Genomic DNA, 20025 nt, shown 5'->3' on the forward strand with positions numbered 1-20025 from the left:
GCGGCCGCCGCCGCACCGCACAAATTTGCCTTTCGACTGTCTAGAACTATTCCAGGAAATTCTCTATATGCGGTTCATCCGTGCCAGCGGTCGGCGCGGGAGAAGAATTAGCGCCGAACCAGCGCACGCGCCGCCTTGAACGGCTCGGGTTGCTCGGGAGCGGACAGCGGAAATGGCCGTACCCGCACCTTTGCGCGTGATTGCATGCCATCGGCGTCCGTTCCCTTTCAGGCTGAACAGACAAGGACGGATCGCACGTGTCAAAATCCCTCGACAGTTTCAAATGCCGCCGCACCCTGACCGTGGGTGGCGCGGACTATGTCTATTTCGACCTCGCCGAGGCCGAGAAGAACGGCCTTAACGGTATCGCCCAGCTGCCCTATTCGATGAAGGTGCTGCTGGAGAACCTCTTGCGTAACGAAGACGGCCGTTCCGTCACCAAGGAAAGCATTCAGGCAGTCGCCGCCTGGCTGAACGACAAGGGCACCGCCGGTGTCGAGATCGCCTATCGCCCGGCCCGCGTGCTGATGCAGGATTTCACCGGCGTTCCGGCCGTGGTCGATCTGGCCGCCATGCGCGACGGCATCAAGGCGCTCGGCGGCGATCCGGAGAAGATCAACCCGCTGGTGCCGGTCGACCTCGTCATCGACCATTCCGTCATCGTCGACGAGTTCGGCACGCCGATGGCCTTCGCCCGCAACGTCGAGCTGGAATATGAGCGCAACGAAGAGCGCTACAAGTTCTTGAAATGGGGCCAGCAGGCCTTCCGCAACTTCCGCGTCGTGCCGCCCGGCACCGGCATCTGCCATCAGGTCAATCTCGAATATCTCGGACAGGTGGTGTGGACCAATAGCGAGGACGGCGAGACCACCGCCTATCCCGACACCTGCGTCGGCACCGATTCGCACACCACCATGATCAACGGCCTCGGCGTGCTCGGCTGGGGCGTCGGCGGCATCGAGGCCGAGGCCGCGATGCTCGGCCAGCCGGTCTCCATGCTGCTGCCGGAAGTCATCGGCTTCCGCCTCACCGGCAAGCTGAAGGAAGGCGTCACCGCCACCGACCTCGTGCTCACCGTCACCCAGATGCTGCGCAAGAAGGGCGTCGTCGGCAAGTTCGTCGAATTCTTCGGTCCCGGCCTCTCCAACATGACGCTGGCCGACCGCGCGACCATCGGCAACATGGCGCCGGAATATGGCGCCACCTGCGGCTTCTTCCCGGTCGACAGCGAGACCATCCGCTATCTGACGATGTCCGGTCGCGACGAGAACCGCATCGCGCTGGTCGAGGCCTATTCGAAGACGCAAGGCATGTGGCGCGACGCCGGCTCGCCCGATCCGGTCTTCACCGACCTGCTCGAGCTCGACCTCGGCGACGTCGTGCCGTCGATGGCCGGCCCGAAGCGTCCCGAGGGTCGCGTCGCGCTGCAGGACATTCCCGCCGGCTTCGCCAAGGCGATGGAGACCGAGTACAAGAAGGCCGCCGAGATTTCGAAGCGCTACGCGGTGGAAGGCGCCTCCCACGATCTCGGCCATGGCGACGTCGTCATCGCCGCCATCACCTCCTGCACCAATACCTCGAACCCGAGCGTGCTGATCGGCGCCGGCCTTTTGGCTCGCAACGCCAACCGGCGCGGTCTCAAGCAGAAGCCGTGGGTGAAAACCTCGCTCGCCCCCGGCAGCCAGGTGGTGGCCGAATATCTGGAGAAGTCCGGACTGCAGAAGGAACTCGACCAGATCGGCTTCAACCTGGTCGGCTTCGGCTGCACCACCTGCATCGGCAATTCCGGCCCGCTGCCGGGGCCGATCTCGAAAACCATCAATGACAAGGGCCTGATCGCTGCCGCGGTCTTGTCCGGCAACCGCAACTTCGAAGGCCGTGTCTCGCCGGACGTGCAGGCCAACTACCTCGCCTCGCCGCCGCTGGTGGTGGCGCATGCGCTGGCCGGAACCGTCACCAGGGACCTCACCACCGAGCCGCTCGGCGAAGGCAGCGACGGCAAGCCGGTCTATCTCAAGGACATCTGGCCGACCTCGGCCGAGATCCAGGAGTTCATCGAGAAGAACGTCACGCGCGAGCTCTTCGCCCGCAAATATGCCGACGTCTTCAAGGGCGACGCGTACTGGCAGAAGGTCAAGGCGCCGGAAGGCCAGACCTATGCCTGGGACGACCATTCGACCTACGTGCAGAACCCGCCCTATTTCGCCGGCATGGGCCGCGCCTTCGGCAAGGTCGGCGACATCAAGGGCGCGCGCGTGCTCGGTCTCTTCGGCGACAAGATCACCACCGACCACATCTCGCCAGCGGGTTCGATCAAGGCGGCGTCGCCGGCCGGCAAATATCTCACCGAGCATGGCGTCGGCGTCGCCGACTTCAACCAGTACGGCACGCGGCGCGGCAATCATGAGGTGATGATGCGCGGCACCTTCGCCAATATCCGCATCCGCAACCACATGCTGGGCGAGAACGGCCGCGAGGGCGGCTACACGATCCACTATCCCTCGAAGGAGGAGATGTCGATCTACGACGCGGCGATGGAATACAGGAAGGAAGGCGTGCCGCTGGTGATCTTCGCCGGCGTCGAATACGGCAACGGCTCCTCGCGCGACTGGGCGGCCAAGGGAACGAACCTGCTTGGCGTCCGCGCGGTCATCGCCCAGTCCTTCGAGCGCATCCACCGCTCGAACCTGGTCGGCATGGGCGTCATCCCCTTCGTCTTCGAGGACGGCACCTCATGGGCTTCCCTCAACCTCAAGGGCGACGAGCTGGTCGAGATCGACGGGTTGGACGAGATCAAGCCGCGCCAGAAGATGATGGCCAAGGTCACCTATGGCGACGGCGCGGTGAAGAACGTGCCGATCGTCTGTCGCATCGATACGCTGGATGAGCTCGACTACTTCAAGAACGGCGGCATCCTGCAATACGTGCTGCGCGAACTGGCCGCGTAGCGGCCAGGCAGTAGGGCTTAGGCAGTAGGCAGTAGGGAAACAGGACACCTACTGCCTACTGCCTACTGCCTACTGCCTACTGCCTACTGCCTACTGCCTACTGCCTACTGCCTACTGCCTACTGCCTAATTAAACCGCCGCCGGCCAAGCATTCGCCGGCCCGGCTCGAAGTCCTGATCCGGTTCGCACGCAATAGAGATCGGGCGACATTGGTAAACTTTACCACATGGCGATGATGCGGCTCCGAAATCGAACCGCATCGAAAAATGCAGCCGCGCTCCTGGTGCCGCCTTATCTGCGGTTGCGATGCCAAAATTTCACCGCAACGTGACTTCCCGTTGATTGTCCGTTCTGCCACATATTTTAGCAATCAGAACAAGGCCGGCTTCACCGGCGGGAAATCGGAACAGTCATGGCATCTCGAGGACCATTGCGGCTTGCGGCATTTGCGCTGGCCCTTTCAACGTTTGCCGGTGCCGCGCTGGCAAGCGAGCCCGAGAAGCCCTTGGGCGTGGTCGAGCTCTTCACCAGCCAGGGCTGCAGTTCCTGCCCGCCGGCCGATGAATTCTTCGCCGAGCTGGCCGCCAAGGAAAACATCGTCGCGCTCGCCTACCACGTCAATTACTGGGACTATCTGGGCTGGCAGGACACGCTGAGCAACAAGAAGAACACCGACCGGCAGTATGACTACATGCGCTCCTTCGGCAGCCGCTCGGTCTATACGCCGCAGGCCGTCATCAACGGCCGCAGCCATGTCAACGGCGCCAGTCGCAAGGACGTCGACGGCGCGCTGGCCCGGATGGACAGGACCGGCGAGGGCATGCGGGTCGGCATCAAGGTGAGCCGCACCAGCGACCGCGTCACGATTGACGCGGGCGACGCCGGCAATGGCCCGGCCGACGCCCATGTGGTGATCGTCTATTTCGATCCGCCGCAGATGGTGAAGATCGGCCAGGGCGAGAACAGCGGCCGCAGCCTGACCTACTGGAACGCCGTCTCCGACATCCAGACCGCCGGCATGTGGCACGGCAAGGCGCAGCGCTACGAATTGCCGATGACCGAGATCTCCAAGAAGGGCGGCTGCGCGGTGCTGCTGCAGTCCGTCGGCAAGGACGGCATGCCCGGTCCGATCCTAGGCGCCGCATTTATTCGCAAGCCATAAACCCCTTCTCCCCTTGTGGGAGAAGGTGGATCGGCGCGCAGCGCCGAGACGGATGAGGGGTGCTCCAGCGAAGTGAGACGTCGGTTTTCACTGGAACGCCCTCTCATCCGGCCGCTTCGCGGCCACCCTCTCCCACAAGAGGAGAAGGTGGAGCCAACAAAAAACCGGCGTCAGCTTGCTTCTGACGCCGGTCATTCAGGTTTTGGGATCGTCGCACCTGATTTTTCCAAGGAAAAACCGAGGTTGGTTCGATCCGACGCTGACCCGTGGGCGGGGGGCTTGGGGTTTACGAGCCGGTGCCGGACCGAACCGTCTCAGGCAACGCGGGTAAACTCGTCGGACATTGGGGCATGAGCGCGGATAATTTGTGGCGAGAATGTGGCAGAGCATCACCAATGACAACACACGTTTCGCAAACGTGACTGGACCTTTCGGAAACCGCGCGACGCCCGCTTGCTTCGCCGGCCCTTGCAATTCGGCCGCGAAAGCGCGAACCTTGGCTGGCGCAAGATCAATCGAAGGATCGAGGCATGACCGATCACAGCAGCGGGATGGAGGATGGGGAAGCATCCGGAATATTGATCCCGTTGCATGAGGCGCGCAGCGCACGCCTCGACCAACCGGTGCGCTTCGACCGGCGCGAGCTCGACCAGATCCTGAGGCTTTACGGACGCATGGTGGCGGCCAATGAATGGCGCGACTATGCGATCGACCATCTCTCTGATCGCGCCGTCTTTTCGGTCTTCCGCCGCGCCAGCGAAGTGCCGCTGTTCCAGATCGTCAAGGACCCGAAACTGGCGCGCCGCCAAGGCGCCTTCGCTGTCATCGCCGCGGGCGGACGAATCCTCAAGCGCGGCCAGGAGCTCGGCCGCGTGCTAGGCGTCTTCGATTCCAAGCTGAAGCTGGTCGAGGCCTGAGCCGGGAAGAGGAACTGGGGAATTGAAGAACTGAAGAATTGAGGAAAGGAGGCGCTAAACGCCTGATATAATTATCTTTCTTCAGTTGTTCAATTCCCGTTACCCTCATTTCCCTCCGAGCCTGAATCTCCGCTCCGGCAGCGACTCCGGATCCGGCGGCAGCTCGGCGCCACCGTTGAGCGGCAGCTGCATGAACACCGTATCCAGCCAGCGGCCGTGCTTGTAGCCCGATCCTTCCAGGCGCCCGGAATGGCGGAACCCGAGCTTCTCGTGCAGCCGCACCGAAGCGCTTTCCGCGTGGCCGTCGCCGATGACCGCGATGATCTGGCGGAAACCTGCCGCACGCGCCGCCTCGATCAGCGCCTGCATCAGCAGGAAGCCCACGCCCTGGCCCTTGGCCTCGGTCGCGACATAGACCGAATCCTCGACGACGAACCGATAGGCGGGGCGCGGCCGGAACGGTCCGGCATAGGCATAGCCGAGCACGGCGCCGTCCTTTTCCGCCACGAGATAGGGAAAGCCGCCTGCCGCTAGACTCTCGAATCGATTGCCCATTTCGGCGCGGCTGGGCGGCTCCAGCTCGTAGCTCGCGGTGCCGTGCGTGACCGCGTCGGCGTAGATTTCCGTGATTCGGTCAAGGTCGGCCGCCGTCGCGGCTCTGATCGCTGTATTGCTCATAATTTGTGCAGTTCGTTTTCCTGCCTTGATAACAGCAGAGGGCTGCACAAAAAGAAAGGGCGGTCGTTGGGCCGCCCTTTCGAAGTCTATGGTCCAGTGGGACCGGGTAACTGCCTTTAGCGGCGGTCGCCCATGAACTGCAGCAGGAACATGAACAGGTTGATGAAGTCGAGATAGAGCTGCAGCGCGCCCATGATGGCCTTGCGGCCGGCGACGTCCGCGACGTCGCCCTCGAAATACATCTCCTTGATCCGCTGCGTGTCGTAGGCGGTCAGGCCCGCGAACACCAGCACGCCGATCGCCGAGATGGCGAAGGCCAGCGCCGACGACGCCAGGAAGATGTTGATGACCATCGCGATCAGCAGGCCGATCACGCCCATGATCAGGAACGAGCCCAAGGCCGTCAGGTCACGCCGGGTCGTGTAGCCATAGAGCGACAGCGCGCCGAAGGCCGCGGCCGTGGCGAAGAACGTCTGGGTGATGCTGGTGCCGGTATAGACGAGGAAGATCGTCGACAGCGACAGGCCGACAAGGCCGGCATAGACCCAGAACGTGGTCTGCGCCGCCGCCACGCTCATCGACTGGATCCTGAACGACAGGAACATCACGGCAGCCAGCGGCGCCAGGATGACGACCCAGCGGAACGCGCTTGCATAGATGAGCTGGCCGAAGGCCGTGAGCTGACCGTCGCCGGTGACGGCGAGTTGGAACGCACCCCAAGCGGCAAGGCCGGTGATGAGCAGGCCGAGCCCCATCAGGTTGTAGACTTTGATCATATAGGCCCGCAGGCCCTGATCGATATCGACGCGCGCGCCGGGGGCGGCGGACGTCTGGTAGTTGCGAATGGGATCAGCCATTGGAAATCCTCTGTTGCTTCTGCCCCGTCCGGTGACAGGTCCCGGGACGACCACTTTGGATGGCCCTTGGACCAGGCGCCGCTGGCGGGGCTCCAGCATGCCTGCGGGAAATATGATGGTTCTTGACCTCAAGGACAAGACGGCAACGAGGCGTCACGCTTCGTGAGAAAGCAAAAGGCCGGGTTTTGGCCGTTTCGGCCCGGCATTCTTACAAAGATTTAACGAGGTCGAGCCTGCTCCAGCGCTCGCCGCGTCAGAGGTTGCGCAGCACCGGCGCCGCCTTGTGGCCAAGCACCCGCCAGGTACCGGCAAGGCCGATACCGACGGTGACGCCGAGCGAGACGAGGATCGTCGCGACCGCCACCTCCGGCATGAAGTGCGACGGCAGCGTCATGATGTGCGCGACGACGAACCATGCCGCGATGCCGCCCGCGGCAAGTGCGAACAGCGCGGTCGCAAGGCCGATCAGCACATATTCCAGCGAGAAGGCGGTGATCAGTGTCCCGCGTGTCGCGCCGAGCGTCTTCAGCACCACCGCGTCATGGATGCGCGCCCGGTTGCCGGCTGCCAGGGCGCCGGAGAGCACCAGCACCGAGGCGATCAGCGCCACGCCGGCGGCGGCGCGGATCGCCGTGCCCAATTGCGCGACCAGCCGGTTGACGATATCGAGCGCGTCCTTGACGCGGACCGTCGTCACCGCCGGAAATGCGCGCGTGACGGCGTTGAGCAGCCGCGCGTCGTCTGCCGTGGTGGCGCCCTTGTCGGTCAGCGTCGCCAGCCAGCCATGCGGCGCACCGGCAAAGGTGTTGGGCGAGAACACCATGACGAAATTGATGCCCATGGTTTCCCATTCGACCTGACGGAAATTGGCGATTTTCGCCGTCACGTTGCGGCCGAGCACGTTGACGGTGACGGTGTCGCCGAGCTTCAGCCCGATCGCGTTGCCCTCCTCGGTCGAGAACGACACCAGGGGCTCGCCGGAATAATTCTGCGGCCACCATGCGCCTTCGGTCAGCGTGGCGTTCTCCGGCTGCCTGGCGTCATAGGTCAGGCCGCGGTCGCCGCGCAGCACCCAGGCGCTGTCGGCGGGGATCTTCACCTTGTCGACGTCGACGCCGTTGAGCGCCATGATGCGGCCGCGCAGCATCGGCACCTTGACCAGCGTTCCCCGCGGCGCCTCCTTTTCGACCAGGCCGGCGAAAGCGTCGACATCGCTGCTCTGGATGTCGACGAAGAAGAAGTTCGGCGCCCGCTCCGGCAGGCTGCCGGAAATCTGCCGCCTGAGATTGCCGTCGATCAGCGCCAGTGTCACCAAGAGCGTCAGACCGAGGCCAAGCGACAGCACCACCGATGGCGTCAGCGCGCCGGGACGGTGGATGTTGCCGAGCGCCAGCCGAAGCGACACGAAACGCACGCGCGGGCTTCGCCGGGCCGTCCATTGCACCAGCGCCGCGACCAGCCGCAGCACCAGGAAGGCAAAGACCGTGGCGCCGACGAAGATCGAGGCGATGCGCCGGTCGTCGGCGGAAAATATGGCCAAAGCCGCCAGCCCGAGCACGATCGCGAGAGCAGCGCCGATATAGGGCAGGCGCGGCCAGCCGCGGCTCTCAAAACCCATCTCACGAAACAGCGCCGTCGCCGGCACGTCGCGGGCGCGCCCAAGCGGCAAGAGCGCGAAGGCCAGCGTCACCAAGAGACCGAACAGCGCCGCGATCGCGAGCGCGCCGGGATAGAAGCCCCCCTCCGCCGGCACCGGGATGACCGACTGCAGAAGCGCGCTCGCCGCGAACGGCATGGTGGCACCCAGGACCAGGCCGAGCGCGATCCCGAGGCCGGCAATCAAAAGGATCTGTACCAGATAGACGGTGAAGACGAAGCCGCCGGAGGCGCCGAGACTCTTGAAGGTGGCGATGACGCCGCGCTTTCCGTCGAGATAGGCGCGCACCGCGTTCGCCACGCCGACACCGCCGACCACCAGCGCCGTCAGCCCGACCAGCGTCAGGAATTGCGAGAAGCGCTGGATATTGGAGGAGAGCGCCGGCGCCGCGTTGCTGCGCGTGCGGATCGACCAGCCGGACTGTGGAAATTCCTTCGCCGCCTCGGCCTGGACTTCCTTGATCCGCGCCTCGCCGGTGCCGGCGGGCAGCCGCAGCTTGTAGGCGTTTTCGACCAGGCTGCCGGGCTGCACCAGTCCGGATGCGGCAAGTCCATCATTCGAGATCATCAGCCGCGGCGCGAATCCAAAGCCATCGGATATCGCGTCCGGCTCGCTGAGCAGCCTGGTCCTCAGCTCGAAAGTGGCGTTGCCGAGCTTCAGCCGGTCGCCGATATGCAGATTGAGCCGGTCGAACAAAAGATCGGGCGCGGCGGCGCCGAAGACGCCCGCTCTCTCGCCGAACAGCTCCTCCTTCGGCAGCGGCGGATCGGTTTCCAACGTGCCGTAGAGCGGATAGGCGTCGTCGACCGCCTTGGCCTCGACCAGCGCCTGGTCGGAGCCGTCCTCGAGCCGCGCCATCGAACGCATGCCCGAATTCAGCGACACCATGCCCAGGCTGCCGAGGAAGCCGAGTTCGGCAGGCGTAGCGCTGCGTTGGTTGATCTGGAAGCGCAGATCGCCGCCGAGCAGCGTCTGGCCCTGGTTGGCGACGCCGGCGGTGATCGCCTGCGCCACCGAATTGACGCCGCCGATCGCCGCGACGCCGAGCGCGATGCAGGCAAGGAAGATCATGAAGCCGGACAGGCCGCCGCGCATCTCGCGCAGCGAGAAGCGGATGGCGAGCTTCAGCGTTCGCATCAGGCCGGTACCTTCACCGCCCTCGGCGCATCCTCGATCCGCCCCGAGCGCATCGACACCTGGCGCGAGCAGCGGGCCGCAAGCGCCGGATCATGCGTGACCAGTACCAGCGTCATGCCGCGCTCGGCCGCCTTGGCGAACAAGAGGTCGGCGATCTGCTTTCCCGTCGCCTGGTCGAGATTGCCGGTCGGCTCGTCGGCAATCAGGATGCGCGGCGAAGGCGCCAGCGCCCTGGCGATCGCCACGCGCTGCTGCTCGCCGCCCGAGAGCTCTCCGGGATAGTGCTTCACGCGGTCACTCAGGCCGACCGCCGCGAGCTCCCGCGCCGCCACGCCGAACGGGTCGGCATGGCCGGCGAGCTCCAGCGGCACCGCGACATTTTCAAGTGCCGTCATATTGGGGATGAGGTGGAAGGACTGGAAGACGATGCCGATGTTTCGCCCCCGGAACGATGCAATCTGATCCTCGCTTTTGCCATTGAGCAATTCGCCGGCGATTCGCACTGTTCCCGCATCGACCCTTTCCAGCCCGGCCAGAACCATCAGCAAGGTGGACTTGCCGGAACCCGACGGGCCGACGATGCCGGTGGCTTCGCCGGCGGCCACATCGAGGCTTACGCCTTTCAGCACATGGACGGAGGAAGCGCCCTCGCCGAGCGTCAGCGAGACATCCCTCAATGCGATGACGGCTTCTGTCACGGTGAAAGCGTCCTATATGGTGGAAAAAGGAGACGAGAACGCCTCCTCCCGGGGATTGTTTCGGTCATATGGGGCTCGCCGCATGGCTTTCAAACACACAACCGCCGCAGCCCTCATCCTTTTCCTTGCGGTTTGCGGCGCCATTTCGTCGGCGCGCGCCGAGACCTTTACCATCGTCGGCTTCGGTGACAGCCTGACGGCAGGCTTCGGCCTCGGCCCGGGCCAGGGCTTCACCGACAGGCTGCAGGCGGCGCTGAAGGTGAAGGGTCATGACGTTGCCGTCGCCAATGCCGGCGTGTCCGGCGACACCACGAGCGGCGGGCTGGCGCGGCTCGACTGGTCGGTGCCGGACGGTACCCGGCTCGTCATTCTCGAGCTCGGCGCCAACGACATGCTGCGCGGCGTCTCGCCCGACATCGCCGAAAAGAACCTCGACGCGATGCTGGCGAAGTTGAAACAGCGCAAGATCGCCGTACTTCTGGCCGGCATGCGCGCGGCGCCCAACCTCGGCGCCGGCTACCAGCAGGCATTCGATGCGATCTATCCGAGGCTCGCCGCGAAATACGATGTTCCGCTCTATCCGTTCTTTCTCGACGGCGTAGCCGGCCATCCCGGCCTGCAGCTCGAGGACGGCCTGCATCCCAACCCCAAGGGCGTGGATGTGATCGTCGAGCACATCCTGCCCACTGTCGAGAAGGCAATTGCCGCCGATGGCGGCGCATAAAGCATGTCTCCCGAAAGTGGGAACCGGTTTTGGACAAGGACATGCGCAAAATAAAAAACCAGAGCGCGCTCAGTGAACCTGAAAGATCGCGATGCGCTTTGGTGAGGCTGGAATACCACGGTTTCCCTTGGGGAAACTTTGTGGACAACAAACTGCTTGCTCCGCGCGGATATCGATGATTCGCTAGGGATGAGAGTTTCGATTCGAGGACAGGAGGCTTCCCATGCCACGTCTTTTCACCGCCCTCGAAATTCCGCGTGACGCTGCTCTTTCGCTGTCCCTGCTCCGGGGCGGTCTTCCCGGAGCCCGCTGGATAGACGTCGAAAACTACCATCTGACGCTACGCTTCATCGGCGATGTCGAAGGCCATGTCGCCGACGAAATCGCTAACGCGCTAGATCGCATCCACCGCCCTTCTTTCCAGCTGGCGCTCTCCGGCGTCGGCGCCTTCGGCGGCAAGAAGCCGCATGCGGTGTGGGCCGGCGTCGCCGTCTCGCCGGACCTTACGGCGCTGCAGGGCGAGATCGACCGCATCTGCCAGCGGCTCGGCCTGCCGGCCGATCCGCGCAAGTTCATGCCGCATGTGACGCTCGCCCGCCTGCGCAATTCGAGCCCTGCGGACGTCGCGCAATATCTTTCGGCGCGCGGCAACTTTTCAGCGTTGCCTTTCCGCGTCGGCCGCTTCGTCCTGATGTCGTCGCGCGATTCGGTCGGCGGCGGCCCTTACATCGTCGAGGAAGCCTGGCCGCTGGTCGGCGCCGACGTGCGTGCCTCCAGCCGCTTCGCCAGCGCCTCCGACGCTTCGCGGATCATGCGGTAGACGGCGGTGAAGGCCTGCTGGTCCTCGTAATAGGGATCCGGCACGTCCCGTTCCGTTCCGTTCGCAAATTTCAGATAGAGATGGATACGGTCGCGCGCGGCCTGAGGCGCCAGCGCCTTGAGATCGCGCACATTCGAACGATCCATGCCGAGGATCAGGTCGAAGCGCGAAAAATCCTCCGGCGCTATTCTGCGCGCCCTCTGCCCCGAAATGTCGATGCCGTGGCTTGCGGCGACCGCGATCGCGCGCGGATCCGGGGCAGAGCCGACCTCCCAGCCACTGGTGGCGGCCGAATCGAGCACGATATCGCCGGCCATCCCGCGTTCGGCCAGAACAGCGCTCAGAACGCCCTCGGCCAGTGGCGAGCGGCAGATGTTGCCGAGGCAAACGAACAGAATGGATTTTATGGGCTTTGCGCTCATCGATCCGGCGCTATGGTTGTTTCAATTTTCGAATAGCACGGGAACCCGACATGACCAGGGAAAAACTCAGCAAGGAAGCGATCACGGCTGCACTCACCGAACTCGAAGGCTGGTCGCTGGCCGCCGACGGCGCCTCCATCAAACGCAGCTTCGGCTTCAAGAATTTCTCCGAAGCCTTCGCCTTCATGACCCGCGTGGCTTTAGCCGCCGAGAAGATGGACCATCACCCCGACTGGTCGAACGTCTACAAGACGGTCGACGTGACGCTGAACACGCATGACGCCGGCGGCGTCACGGCGCTCGACATCGAGCTGGCCAAGCGGATGAACCGGTATTTCGGGTAGGGCGAGGACACGGCCTCGACGTCGTTTCTATGGTCTACGCCGTGTCGCTTCGCTCCTTGCTCCGCCCGTGGATGACGAAGGGAGGGATATTCCGGCCAATCTCCACGTAGGTAACGATTGCCAACTCGGCCAATGCTGCCGAGTTCGATTCTGAGGCCAGCACAACGCCCAACTCTTGCAGCAGCCCACCGCTTTCACCACATCTCCCGCGGCGGGCCGGCACGCAAGGTCGCGCGGCCAAGGAGACATTGATGGCGCAGGAATCCGGTTTTGATTTCTTCGGCTTTGGCGACAAGCTCGCCGGCGAGGGCGAGGTGCGCGAGAAATTCTGGCGCACCGCCAAGAAGGCCGCCCGGCAGATCCCGTTCATGGACGAGGTGGTCGCCGCCTATTATTGCGCCATGGACAGGGACACGCCGCTGCGCGCCAAGGGCATCCTGCTTGCCGCGCTCGGCTATTTCGTGCTGCCTGTGGACTTCATCCCCGACTTCGTCCTCGGTCTCGGTTTTACCGACGACCTCGCCGTGCTGACCGCAGCGATCACCGCCGTCAGCGCCCACATCACGCCCGCGCACCGGCAGGCCGCCAGGGACGCCCTGGCCGACAAGGGCTAAAGCATGTCTCCCGAAAGTGGGAACCGGTTTCGGGACAAAGACATGCGCAAAATCAAAAGCCTAAAGCGTACGGAGCGAATCCGAAGGATCGCGACGCGCTTTAGCCCCGGAGCGAGGACCGGCTCCGCGGTGTTGCAACGAGACCGCGAAACCGCCCGCGCGAGAAGACAAACTCTTGCCGCTTTCGTGCCCTCCAAGTTCGCGCCGGGACATCGCGACCGCCGCTCCGAAGCGGCGGCGCGAATGGTGGCGGTTTCCTGGGGTGAGGCTCCTTTTCTTGAGGAAAATTCACCGTTTGGTAACCCTGATTAAATCAAAATGAAGCGACGGCAGGACGCCAGGCGGCCCGCCTCCGCACCATTTGGGAATACGGGAAGAACGATGCGCGGATTGATTGCTACAGTTTCCAGCCTGGTCCTGGCGGCCGCCTTCGCGGCGCCGGCGCTGGCACAGCAGGCGACCAAGATCGGCCAGCACAATGCCTGGGGCACCTACAGCTATCAGTCGGCGGGCGGCAAGGTCTGTTATGTGCTGACAGTGCCGACCGACAAGCAGCCGCCGTCGCTCGACCATGGCGACATGTTCTTCTTCGTCAGCCAGCGTCCCGGACAGCAGGTCTCCTACGAGCCGCAGTTCATTGCCGGCTACAACTTCCAGGAAGGCTCCAAGGCCACCGTCACCATCGACAAGAAAACGTTCTCGATGTTCACCCGCGGCAAGTCGGCCTGGGTCGAGAACGCCGCCGAGGAGCCGGTGCTGATCGCCGCCATGAAGACCGGCACCGACATGAAAGTGTCGGCCAAGTCGGGCCGCGGCAACCCCACCTCCTACGTCTTCTCGCTGAAGGGCATCTCGGCCGCGCTGGCCTCGATCGCCAAGTGCAAGTAGGCGAAAGCAAAAACCTGCCTTGAGGCAGGGCCGGACCGCAAGTCCGGCTTTTTCAGCCTGGATGCTCGGCGGCCCGCCGCCGCCGGATCGCCTCGGCAACGAACACGCGCGACAGCGCGTGATAGAGCGGCTCGTTGGAGATCAGCCGCGCCGTGCCGTAGCCCAGCACCGCCGCGCACATCAGCGCGATGACATTGTCGTGGTTGCCGGTCATTTCGAGGATGATGACGAAGGCCGTCATCGGCGCCTGCACGACGCCGGCGAAATAGCCGGCCATGCCGAGCAGCGCGGCGAGACCGGTGCTGGCGCCGAAGACCAGGCCGAGCGTGCTGCCGAGACCGGCGCCCACCGCCAGCGACGGCGCGAAGATGCCGCCCGGAATGCCCGACACCATCGAAAGCACCCCGGCCGCGAATTTTTCCAGGAAGAAGAACGCCGGCAGCGGCGTGCCTTCAATGGCGCCACGGGCCTGCGTGTAGCCGGTGCCGAAAGTGAGGCCGCCTGAGCCGAGGCCGATCACTGCCACCGCAAGGCCGCAGATGCCTGCCACGAGCAGCGCGCGCCACAATGGCTGCAGCGCGTTCCAGCGCCGGATGCGCCGCGTGATCTTCAGCGCCAGCAGCGAAAACAGCGCGCCGAAACCGCCGCCGATGACACCGCAGGCAATCACCAGCGGCCAGTCGGTGGCAAAGGCCACCGTGTCCCTGGCGACGCCGAAATAGGTGTAGTTGCCGAGCAGGCCGAGCGAGGCAAGGCCGGCCAGGATCACCGCCGTCAGAACCAGCCCGTTAGTGCGCGACTCGTAAGCGCGGCCCATCTCCTCGATGGCGAAGACGATGCCGGCAAGCGGCGTGTTGAAGGCGGCTGCGACGCCGGCGGCGGAGCCGGCCAGGATCAGGCCGCGCGCCTGCGCCATGCCGCCCCAGCGCGCGGCCTGCAACATCAGCGAGGCGCCGACCTGCACCGTCGGCCCCTCGCGGCCGATCGAAGCGCCGCAGAACAGGCCCATCACGGTGAGCGCGATCTTGCCTGCCGCCAGGCGAAGCGAAAGGAGGTGCCCGCGGTCCTCGTCGTCGCGCAGATGGCGGGCGGCGATCGCCTGCGGAATACCGCTGCCTTGCGATCCCGGAAAGAAGGAATGGGCAAGCCAGGCGCAAAATACGAAGCCAGTGGGCGTCAAGATAAGCGGCAGGTAGAAGCGCCAGCCGCCATCGCCGGCTGTGACGACGTGGAACAGCGCCTGCGCCCGGTCGGCCAGCATTGCGAACAGCACGCTGATCAGCCCGATCGAGAGGGCGCCGGCCCAGAACACCAGGCGCGGCTGCCAGACGCGCCGCGACCCCCATATTGCCTGCGAGCGCCGCAGCATGGGGTGTCTTCGCGATATGCCGGCCATCTGCGCCCTCTTGGTGATGGCTCGGCCTAGCACACTTATGCAGCCGATCAAGCCCGTGGGTCAGGCTGGTTGCGCGCGCGGCCAAGCCCTCACCGGCAATTCCCCAAGAGCGCTTCCCCAAGAGCGCTCGATCGGCGCGCCGAATCCCGCCGGCGTCGCGCCGGCGGGATCGGGCTGGCTCACATGGCCATTTTTTCACATTCGGCCTGTGCCTTCTTGGTCGACGTGTCGATCATGTAGGCTTTGCCCTTGGCGTCGGTCATCATCATCATGCAGTGCTTGATCGGCTTGGCCGACTTCATCATTTCGCTGCTCATTTTTGCGTCCGGCATCATGGTGCCCATGTGGCCGTCGGGCATGATCGCCGTCACCTGCCCTGCCTTCATCATCGTCATGGTTCCCATCGTGTCCTCGGCAAGCGCCGGCGAGACGGACAGGCCGACAAGGCCGGCAATCGCGACAAGCTTGATCGAATGCATTCTGCTCACTCCCGTTTTGCGCGGGGCACAATTGCCCCTTTCAGATTTCGCCGCCGGGTGGCGAAGCGTTACGCAAACACGACTATGTGATCGGACTGAAGATGGCGCGCACGTCAGCGGTCACCGCCGAAGAGCGGATACTCAAGAGTAAGGTCGTTGCCGATCGGCGCCTCTCCCTTCTCCCCTTGTGGGAGAAGGTGGCCGAGCGAAGCTCGGTCGGATGAGGGGTGCTCCAGCGGAGTGAGACGCTGGCGTTTCCTGGAACACCCCTCAACCGTCTCGGCGCTGCGCGCCGATCCACCTTCTCCCACAAGGGGAGAAGGGAAGCCCCGCCCCATGACTCCGCCTGCAAGCTGTGCTATGCGCCGCGCTTCATTCAGGCACGATGCTGAAATCGGCCGCAAACCGCTTATATTGGCGCAACCATGACCCTTTCATTCGATCTGACTGCCGAAGGCGCGCGCGACGCCTTGCGCGCTCGTGCTGCAGCGGCCGAAAAACCGTCGCTGATCGGCCTGACTCGCGCCGAACTCGGCGCCGCCCTCGTCGAGGCCGGCATCGTGCCTGAGCGCCAAGCCAAGATGCGCGCCCAGCAACTCTGGCACTGGATGTATGTGCGCGGCGTCTCCGACTTCGCCCACATGTTCAACATCTCCAAGGAATTGCGCGCCGAGCTCGACAAGCATTTCACCGTCGCCCGGCCCGAAATCGTCGAGGAGCAGATCTCTTCCGACGGCACGCGCAAATGGCTGTTCCGCTTCCCGCCGCGCGGCGCCGGCCGGCCGGTCGAGATCGAGACCGTCTATATCCCGGAGGAGGGTCGCGGCACGCTCTGCATCTCCTCGCAGGTCGGCTGCACGCTGACATGTTCCTTCTGCCACACCGGCACGCAGAAGCTGGTGCGCAACCTGACGACGGAGGAAATCCTGGCGCAGCTGCTCACCGCGCGCGACCGTCTCGGCGACTTCCCCGACCGCGACACGCCGGACGGCGCCATCGTGCCGGCCGAGGGCAGAAAAGTCTCCAACATCGTCATGATGGGCATGGGCGAGCCGCTCTACAATTTCGAGGCGGTAAAGAAGGCGCTGCTGATCGCTTCCGACGGCGACGGCCTGTCCCTGTCGAAGCGCCGCATCACGCTGTCGACCTCCGGCGTGGTGCCGGAGATCGCCCGCACCGGCGAGGAGATCGGTGTCATGCTGGCGATCTCGCTGCACGCCACCAATGACGACCTGCGCGACCTTCTGGTGCCGATCAACAAGAAGTTTCCGCTGAGGGAGCTCATCGCCGCCTGCCGCGCCTATCCGGGCCTGTCGAACGCCCGCCGCATCACCTTCGAATATGTGATGCTGAAGGACGTCAACGATTCGCTCGAGGACGCCAAGGCGCTGGTGAAGCTCTTGAAGGGCATTCCGGCCAAGATCAATCTGATCCCGTTCAACCCCTGGCCCGGCACCAACTACCAGTGCTCGGACTGGGAGACGATCGAGAAGTTTGCCGACTACATCAACAATGCCGGCTATGCCTCGCCGATCCGTACGCCGCGCGGCCGCGACATCCTGGCTGCCTGCGGCCAGCTGAAGTCGGAATCGGAGCGGATGCGCAAGGTGGACCGCCTGGCGCTGGAAGCCATGATGATCGCGGGGCACGGCGAGGCGTGAGGCGTATCGTCGCCTATCTCGTCCGCATCGCTGCCATCCTCATCGGCTATCTCGTCGCCTCGCTGGCGGCGAGCGCCTTCCTCAACGTGCTTTTCCTCGGCTATTTCGGCTATGGGCCGGAGCCCGGGCACCCGTCGATCGCGCCCGCGCTCTATTTTTCGGTGCCTTTCCTGGCGCTGTTCGTCGCCTATTTCGGCTTCATGCCGGCCGCGGTCGTCATCGTGATCGCCGAAGTGCTGGGACGGCGCGACTTGCTGTTCTACGCGCTGGGCGGCGCCGTCATCGCCATCCTCTTCCTCGGCTTGGCGCACAATACCGGCGATGGCGAATTCGATGTCGCCGACACCAATGTGAGGCTCGCGCTGGTCGGCGCCGGCATGGTCGGCGGCATCTTCTACTGGCTCTCGGCCGGCCGCTGGGCCGGCAGCTGGCGTCGCGAGCCGCTGCCCGATCCCGAAGCCTGATTTCAGCACCGGCCAGGTAGCGAGGCGAGGTCTACTTCGCCTGCGCGGTCAGGATCTTGAGCGCGAAGGCCGAGAACACGCCGCCGAACAGATAGTCGACCACGCGCGTCACGCGCGGGCTCGCCTTCATCGCCGCCGAAAACTTCTCCGCCGCCAGCACCATCGGCGCCGTCACCGGGATCGACAGCACGATGAACATGACGCCGAGGAAAAACAGTTTTCCGGGCGCATTGGGATCATGCGCGGAGACGAATTGCGGCAGGAACGTCATGAAGAACAGGATGATCTTCGGATTGAGCAGATTGACGCCGAGCCCGGCCGCCCAGCTGCGGAACAGCGAGATCCGAGGCCCTTCCTTCTTCTCCGGCGAAAAGGCCGAGCCTTTCGTCACCGCCTGCCAGGCGAGGAACACGAGATAGCCGGCGCCGAAGATCTTCAGCGCGAAAAAGGCCATCGGCGAGGCGACGATCAGCGCCGAGACGCCGACCACCACCAGCGTGGTATGGATCAGCGTACCGCACAGCGCCCCGGCCATCGAGGCGAAGCCGGTGGCGCGGCCTTGGCTCAGCGTGCGTGACACGAACAGCGTCATGTCCGGACCCGGCGTGATCGCCAGGATGACGGTCGCGATGGCGAACTGGATCAGCGTCGTGGTGTCGGGAATGAAGGACATTGCTCGCCCCTGCGGGATGGATCGCAGACCCTATAGCGCGGCCACGTCCGCTTCGCCAGCAACTGTCGGCGTGAACGTCTGGCCCAGCTTCTGCCGCCGCCCCGCGCGCCTTCGTCTCTTGCATGAGCCGGAAACGGCGTGATACTCGCCCCCAAACCTTTTACCCGCGGAACCGCAACAATGTCCAAGATCAAAGACGTGAAGAAAGTCGTGCTCGCCTATTCCGGCGGCCTCGACACCTCCATCATCCTGAAATGGCTGCAGACCGAGCTCGGCGCCGAGGTCGTCACCTTCACCGCCGACCTCGGCCAGGGCGGCGAGCTGGAGCCGGCGCGCCGCAAGGCCGAGATGATGGGCATCAAGGACATCCGCATCGTCGACGTGCGCGAGGAATTCGTTTCCGACTTCGTCTTTCCGATGTTCCGCGCAAACGCGGTCTATGAAGGCACCTATCTGCTCGGCACCTCGATCGCCCGGCCATTGATCTCCAAGCATCTGGTCGAGATCGCCAGGGAAACCGGCGCCGACGCGATTGCGCACGGTGCTACCGGCAAGGGCAACGACCAGGTCCGCTTCGAGCTTTCGGCTTATGCGCTCAACCCCGACATCAAGGTCATCGCGCCTTGGCGCGACTGGTCGTTCAAGTCGCGCACCGACCTTCTCAACTTCGCCGAGCAGCACCAGATCCCGGTGCCGAAGGACAAGCGCGGCGAGGCGCCCTTCTCGGTCGACGCCAACCTTTTGCACTCCTCCTCCGAGGGCAAGGTGCTGGAGGATCCGTGGAGCGAGCCGCCGGAATTCGTCCATCAGCGCACCGTCTCGCCGATGGACGCGCCCGATGTCGTCACCGAGATCGAGATCGAGTTCCTGAAGGGCGATCCGATCGCGCTCAATGGCAAGAAGCTGTCGCCGGCCACCATGCTGGCGGCGCTGAACGATCTTGGCCGCGACAACGGCATCGGCCGCCTCGACCTGGTCGAGAACCGTTTCGTCGGCATGAAGTCGCGCGGCGTCTACGAGACCCCCGGCGGCACCATCCTCATCGCCGCCCACCGCGCGATCGAATCGATCACGCTCGATCGGGGCGCCGCCCACCTCAAGGACGAGTTCATGCCGCGCTATGCCGAGCTCATCTACAACGGCTTCTGGTTCTCCCCCGAGCGCGTCATGCTGCAGGCGATGATCGACAAGAGCCAGGAAGACGTCGAAGGCACGGTCCGGCTGAAGCTCTACAAGGGCAATGTCATCGTCACCGGCCGCAAGTCGAAGAAGACGCTCTATTCCGACGCGCTGGTCACCTTCGAGGACGACCGCGGCGCCTACGACCAGAAGGACGCCGAAGGCTTTATCCGCCTCAACGGTCTGCGGCTCAGGACGCTTGCGGCGAGAAACCGCAGCTGAAACTGCTGATCTCCCCAGCACGGGGAGTGCTGTCCCGGCAGCCCATCCTTCGTCATTCTAGGGCGGAGCAAGGAGCGAAAGCGAC

19 protein-coding genes are annotated in these 20025 nt (G+C 64.4%); 11 read left to right on the forward strand and 8 right to left on the reverse strand.

Annotation, left to right across the window (positions count from 1 at the left end):
• Window positions 1-257: 257 nt before the first annotated feature.
• The 3 genes from acnA (at window position 258) to P9236_RS27895 (ending at window position 5027) form a co-directional block, all read left to right on the forward strand.
• A complete protein-coding gene (acnA, locus tag P9236_RS27885) occupies window positions 258-2948 on the forward strand; it encodes an aconitate hydratase AcnA (RefSeq protein ID WP_278077835.1) in 2691 nt (896 codons plus the stop codon).
• 412 nt (window positions 2949-3360) lie between these two features.
• Window positions 3361-4110, forward strand: a complete 750-nt coding sequence (locus P9236_RS27890) for a thioredoxin family protein (RefSeq protein WP_278077836.1) — start codon at window positions 3361-3363, stop codon at window positions 4108-4110.
• A 530-nt stretch (window positions 4111-4640) separates the two neighbouring features.
• Window positions 4641-5027 (forward strand): DUF2794 domain-containing protein, encoded by a 387-nt coding sequence (locus tag P9236_RS27895; protein ID WP_278077837.1) that lies wholly within the window; start codon window positions 4641-4643, stop codon window positions 5025-5027.
• A 105-nt stretch (window positions 5028-5132) separates the two neighbouring features.
• Here the strand turns inward: P9236_RS27895 and P9236_RS27900 are convergent, their stop codons facing one another.
• From P9236_RS27900 to P9236_RS27915, 4 genes are all read right to left on the reverse strand, one after another.
• Complete coding sequence (locus tag P9236_RS27900) at window positions 5133-5705, reverse strand: GNAT family N-acetyltransferase (protein ID WP_278077838.1); 573 nt, start codon at window positions 5703-5705, stop codon at window positions 5133-5135.
• A 116-nt stretch (window positions 5706-5821) separates the two neighbouring features.
• Window positions 5822-6562, reverse strand: a complete 741-nt coding sequence (locus tag P9236_RS27905) for a Bax inhibitor-1/YccA family protein (RefSeq protein WP_278077839.1) — start codon at window positions 6560-6562, stop codon at window positions 5822-5824.
• Window positions 6563-6815: 253 nt separating this feature from the next.
• Entirely contained in the window at window positions 6816-9356 is a 2541-nt protein-coding gene (locus P9236_RS27910) for an ABC transporter permease (RefSeq protein ID WP_278077840.1), read from the reverse strand.
• A complete protein-coding gene (locus P9236_RS27915; RefSeq protein ID WP_278077841.1) occupies window positions 9356-10054 on the reverse strand; it encodes an ABC transporter ATP-binding protein in 699 nt (232 codons plus the stop codon). Before P9236_RS27915 ends, P9236_RS27910 begins: the two co-directional genes overlap by 1 nt.
• An 82-nt stretch (window positions 10055-10136) precedes the next feature.
• Here P9236_RS27915 and P9236_RS27920 point away from each other — a divergent pair, with 82 nt between their 5' ends.
• Together P9236_RS27920 and thpR are read left to right on the forward strand one after the other, a co-directional pair.
• Window positions 10137-10778, forward strand: a complete 642-nt coding sequence (locus P9236_RS27920) for an arylesterase (protein WP_278077842.1) — start codon at window positions 10137-10139, stop codon at window positions 10776-10778.
• Between the two features lie 223 nt (window positions 10779-11001).
• Window positions 11002-11598, forward strand: coding sequence for an RNA 2',3'-cyclic phosphodiesterase (gene thpR / locus P9236_RS27925; RefSeq protein ID WP_278077843.1), 597 nt, complete (start codon window positions 11002-11004; stop codon window positions 11596-11598).
• Here thpR and P9236_RS27930 read toward each other — a convergent pair.
• Complete coding sequence (locus P9236_RS27930; protein ID WP_278077844.1) at window positions 11502-12020, reverse strand: low molecular weight protein-tyrosine-phosphatase; 519 nt, start codon at window positions 12018-12020, stop codon at window positions 11502-11504. The two genes, thpR and P9236_RS27930, sit on opposite strands and share 97 nt — an antisense overlap.
• Before the next feature lie 50 nt (window positions 12021-12070).
• On the opposite strand from P9236_RS27930, the gene P9236_RS27935 reads away from it, so the two are divergent.
• The 3 genes from P9236_RS27935 to P9236_RS27945 all read left to right on the forward strand — a co-directional run bounded on the left by P9236_RS27935 (window position 12071) and on the right by P9236_RS27945 (window position 13866).
• Complete coding sequence (locus tag P9236_RS27935) at window positions 12071-12364, forward strand: 4a-hydroxytetrahydrobiopterin dehydratase (RefSeq protein ID WP_278077845.1); 294 nt, start codon at window positions 12071-12073, stop codon at window positions 12362-12364.
• A 251-nt stretch (window positions 12365-12615) separates the two neighbouring features.
• Window positions 12616-12978 (forward strand): YkvA family protein, encoded by a 363-nt coding sequence (locus tag P9236_RS27940; RefSeq protein ID WP_278077846.1) that lies wholly within the window; start codon window positions 12616-12618, stop codon window positions 12976-12978.
• A gap of 381 nt (window positions 12979-13359) precedes the next feature.
• Window positions 13360-13866, forward strand: coding sequence for an invasion associated locus B family protein (locus tag P9236_RS27945; protein WP_278077847.1), 507 nt, complete (start codon window positions 13360-13362; stop codon window positions 13864-13866).
• Window positions 13867-13918: 52 nt separating this feature from the next.
• Here the strand turns inward: P9236_RS27945 and P9236_RS27950 are convergent, their stop codons facing one another.
• Both P9236_RS27950 and P9236_RS27955 read right to left on the reverse strand, forming a co-directional pair.
• On the reverse strand, window positions 13919-15262 hold the full coding sequence (locus P9236_RS27950) for a chloride channel protein (RefSeq protein ID WP_278077848.1): 1344 nt from the start codon (window positions 15260-15262) through the stop codon (window positions 13919-13921).
• Window positions 15263-15441: 179 nt separating this feature from the next.
• Window positions 15442-15741 (reverse strand): hypothetical protein, encoded by a 300-nt coding sequence (locus tag P9236_RS27955; protein WP_278077849.1) that lies wholly within the window; start codon window positions 15739-15741, stop codon window positions 15442-15444.
• Window positions 15742-16166: 425 nt separating this feature from the next.
• On the opposite strand from P9236_RS27955, the gene rlmN reads away from it, so the two are divergent.
• Entirely contained in the window at window positions 16167-17402 is a 1236-nt protein-coding gene (gene rlmN, locus P9236_RS27960) for a 23S rRNA (adenine(2503)-C(2))-methyltransferase RlmN (RefSeq protein ID WP_278077850.1), read from the forward strand.
• Window positions 17399-17866 carry a hypothetical protein gene (locus tag P9236_RS27965; RefSeq protein ID WP_278077851.1) on the forward strand — a complete coding sequence of 156 codons (468 nt, stop codon included), beginning with the start codon at window positions 17399-17401 and terminating at the stop codon, window positions 17864-17866. Before rlmN ends, P9236_RS27965 begins: the two co-directional genes overlap by 4 nt.
• Before the next feature lie 31 nt (window positions 17867-17897).
• On the opposite strand, the gene P9236_RS27970 is transcribed toward P9236_RS27965, so the two are convergent.
• The gene (locus P9236_RS27970; RefSeq protein WP_278077852.1) at window positions 17898-18539 is read right to left on the reverse strand and encodes a LysE family translocator; all 642 of its coding nucleotides are present in this window, start codon (window positions 18537-18539) and stop codon (window positions 17898-17900) included.
• A gap of 180 nt (window positions 18540-18719) precedes the next feature.
• Here P9236_RS27970 and P9236_RS27975 point away from each other — a divergent pair, with 180 nt between their 5' ends.
• On the forward strand, window positions 18720-19940 hold the full coding sequence (locus tag P9236_RS27975; protein WP_278077853.1) for an argininosuccinate synthase: 1221 nt from the start codon (window positions 18720-18722) through the stop codon (window positions 19938-19940).
• The last annotated feature ends 85 nt before the right edge of the window (window positions 19941-20025 follow it).

The organism is Mesorhizobium sp. WSM4884 (assembly GCF_029625675.1).
GTDB lineage: Bacteria > Pseudomonadota > Alphaproteobacteria > Rhizobiales > Rhizobiaceae > Mesorhizobium.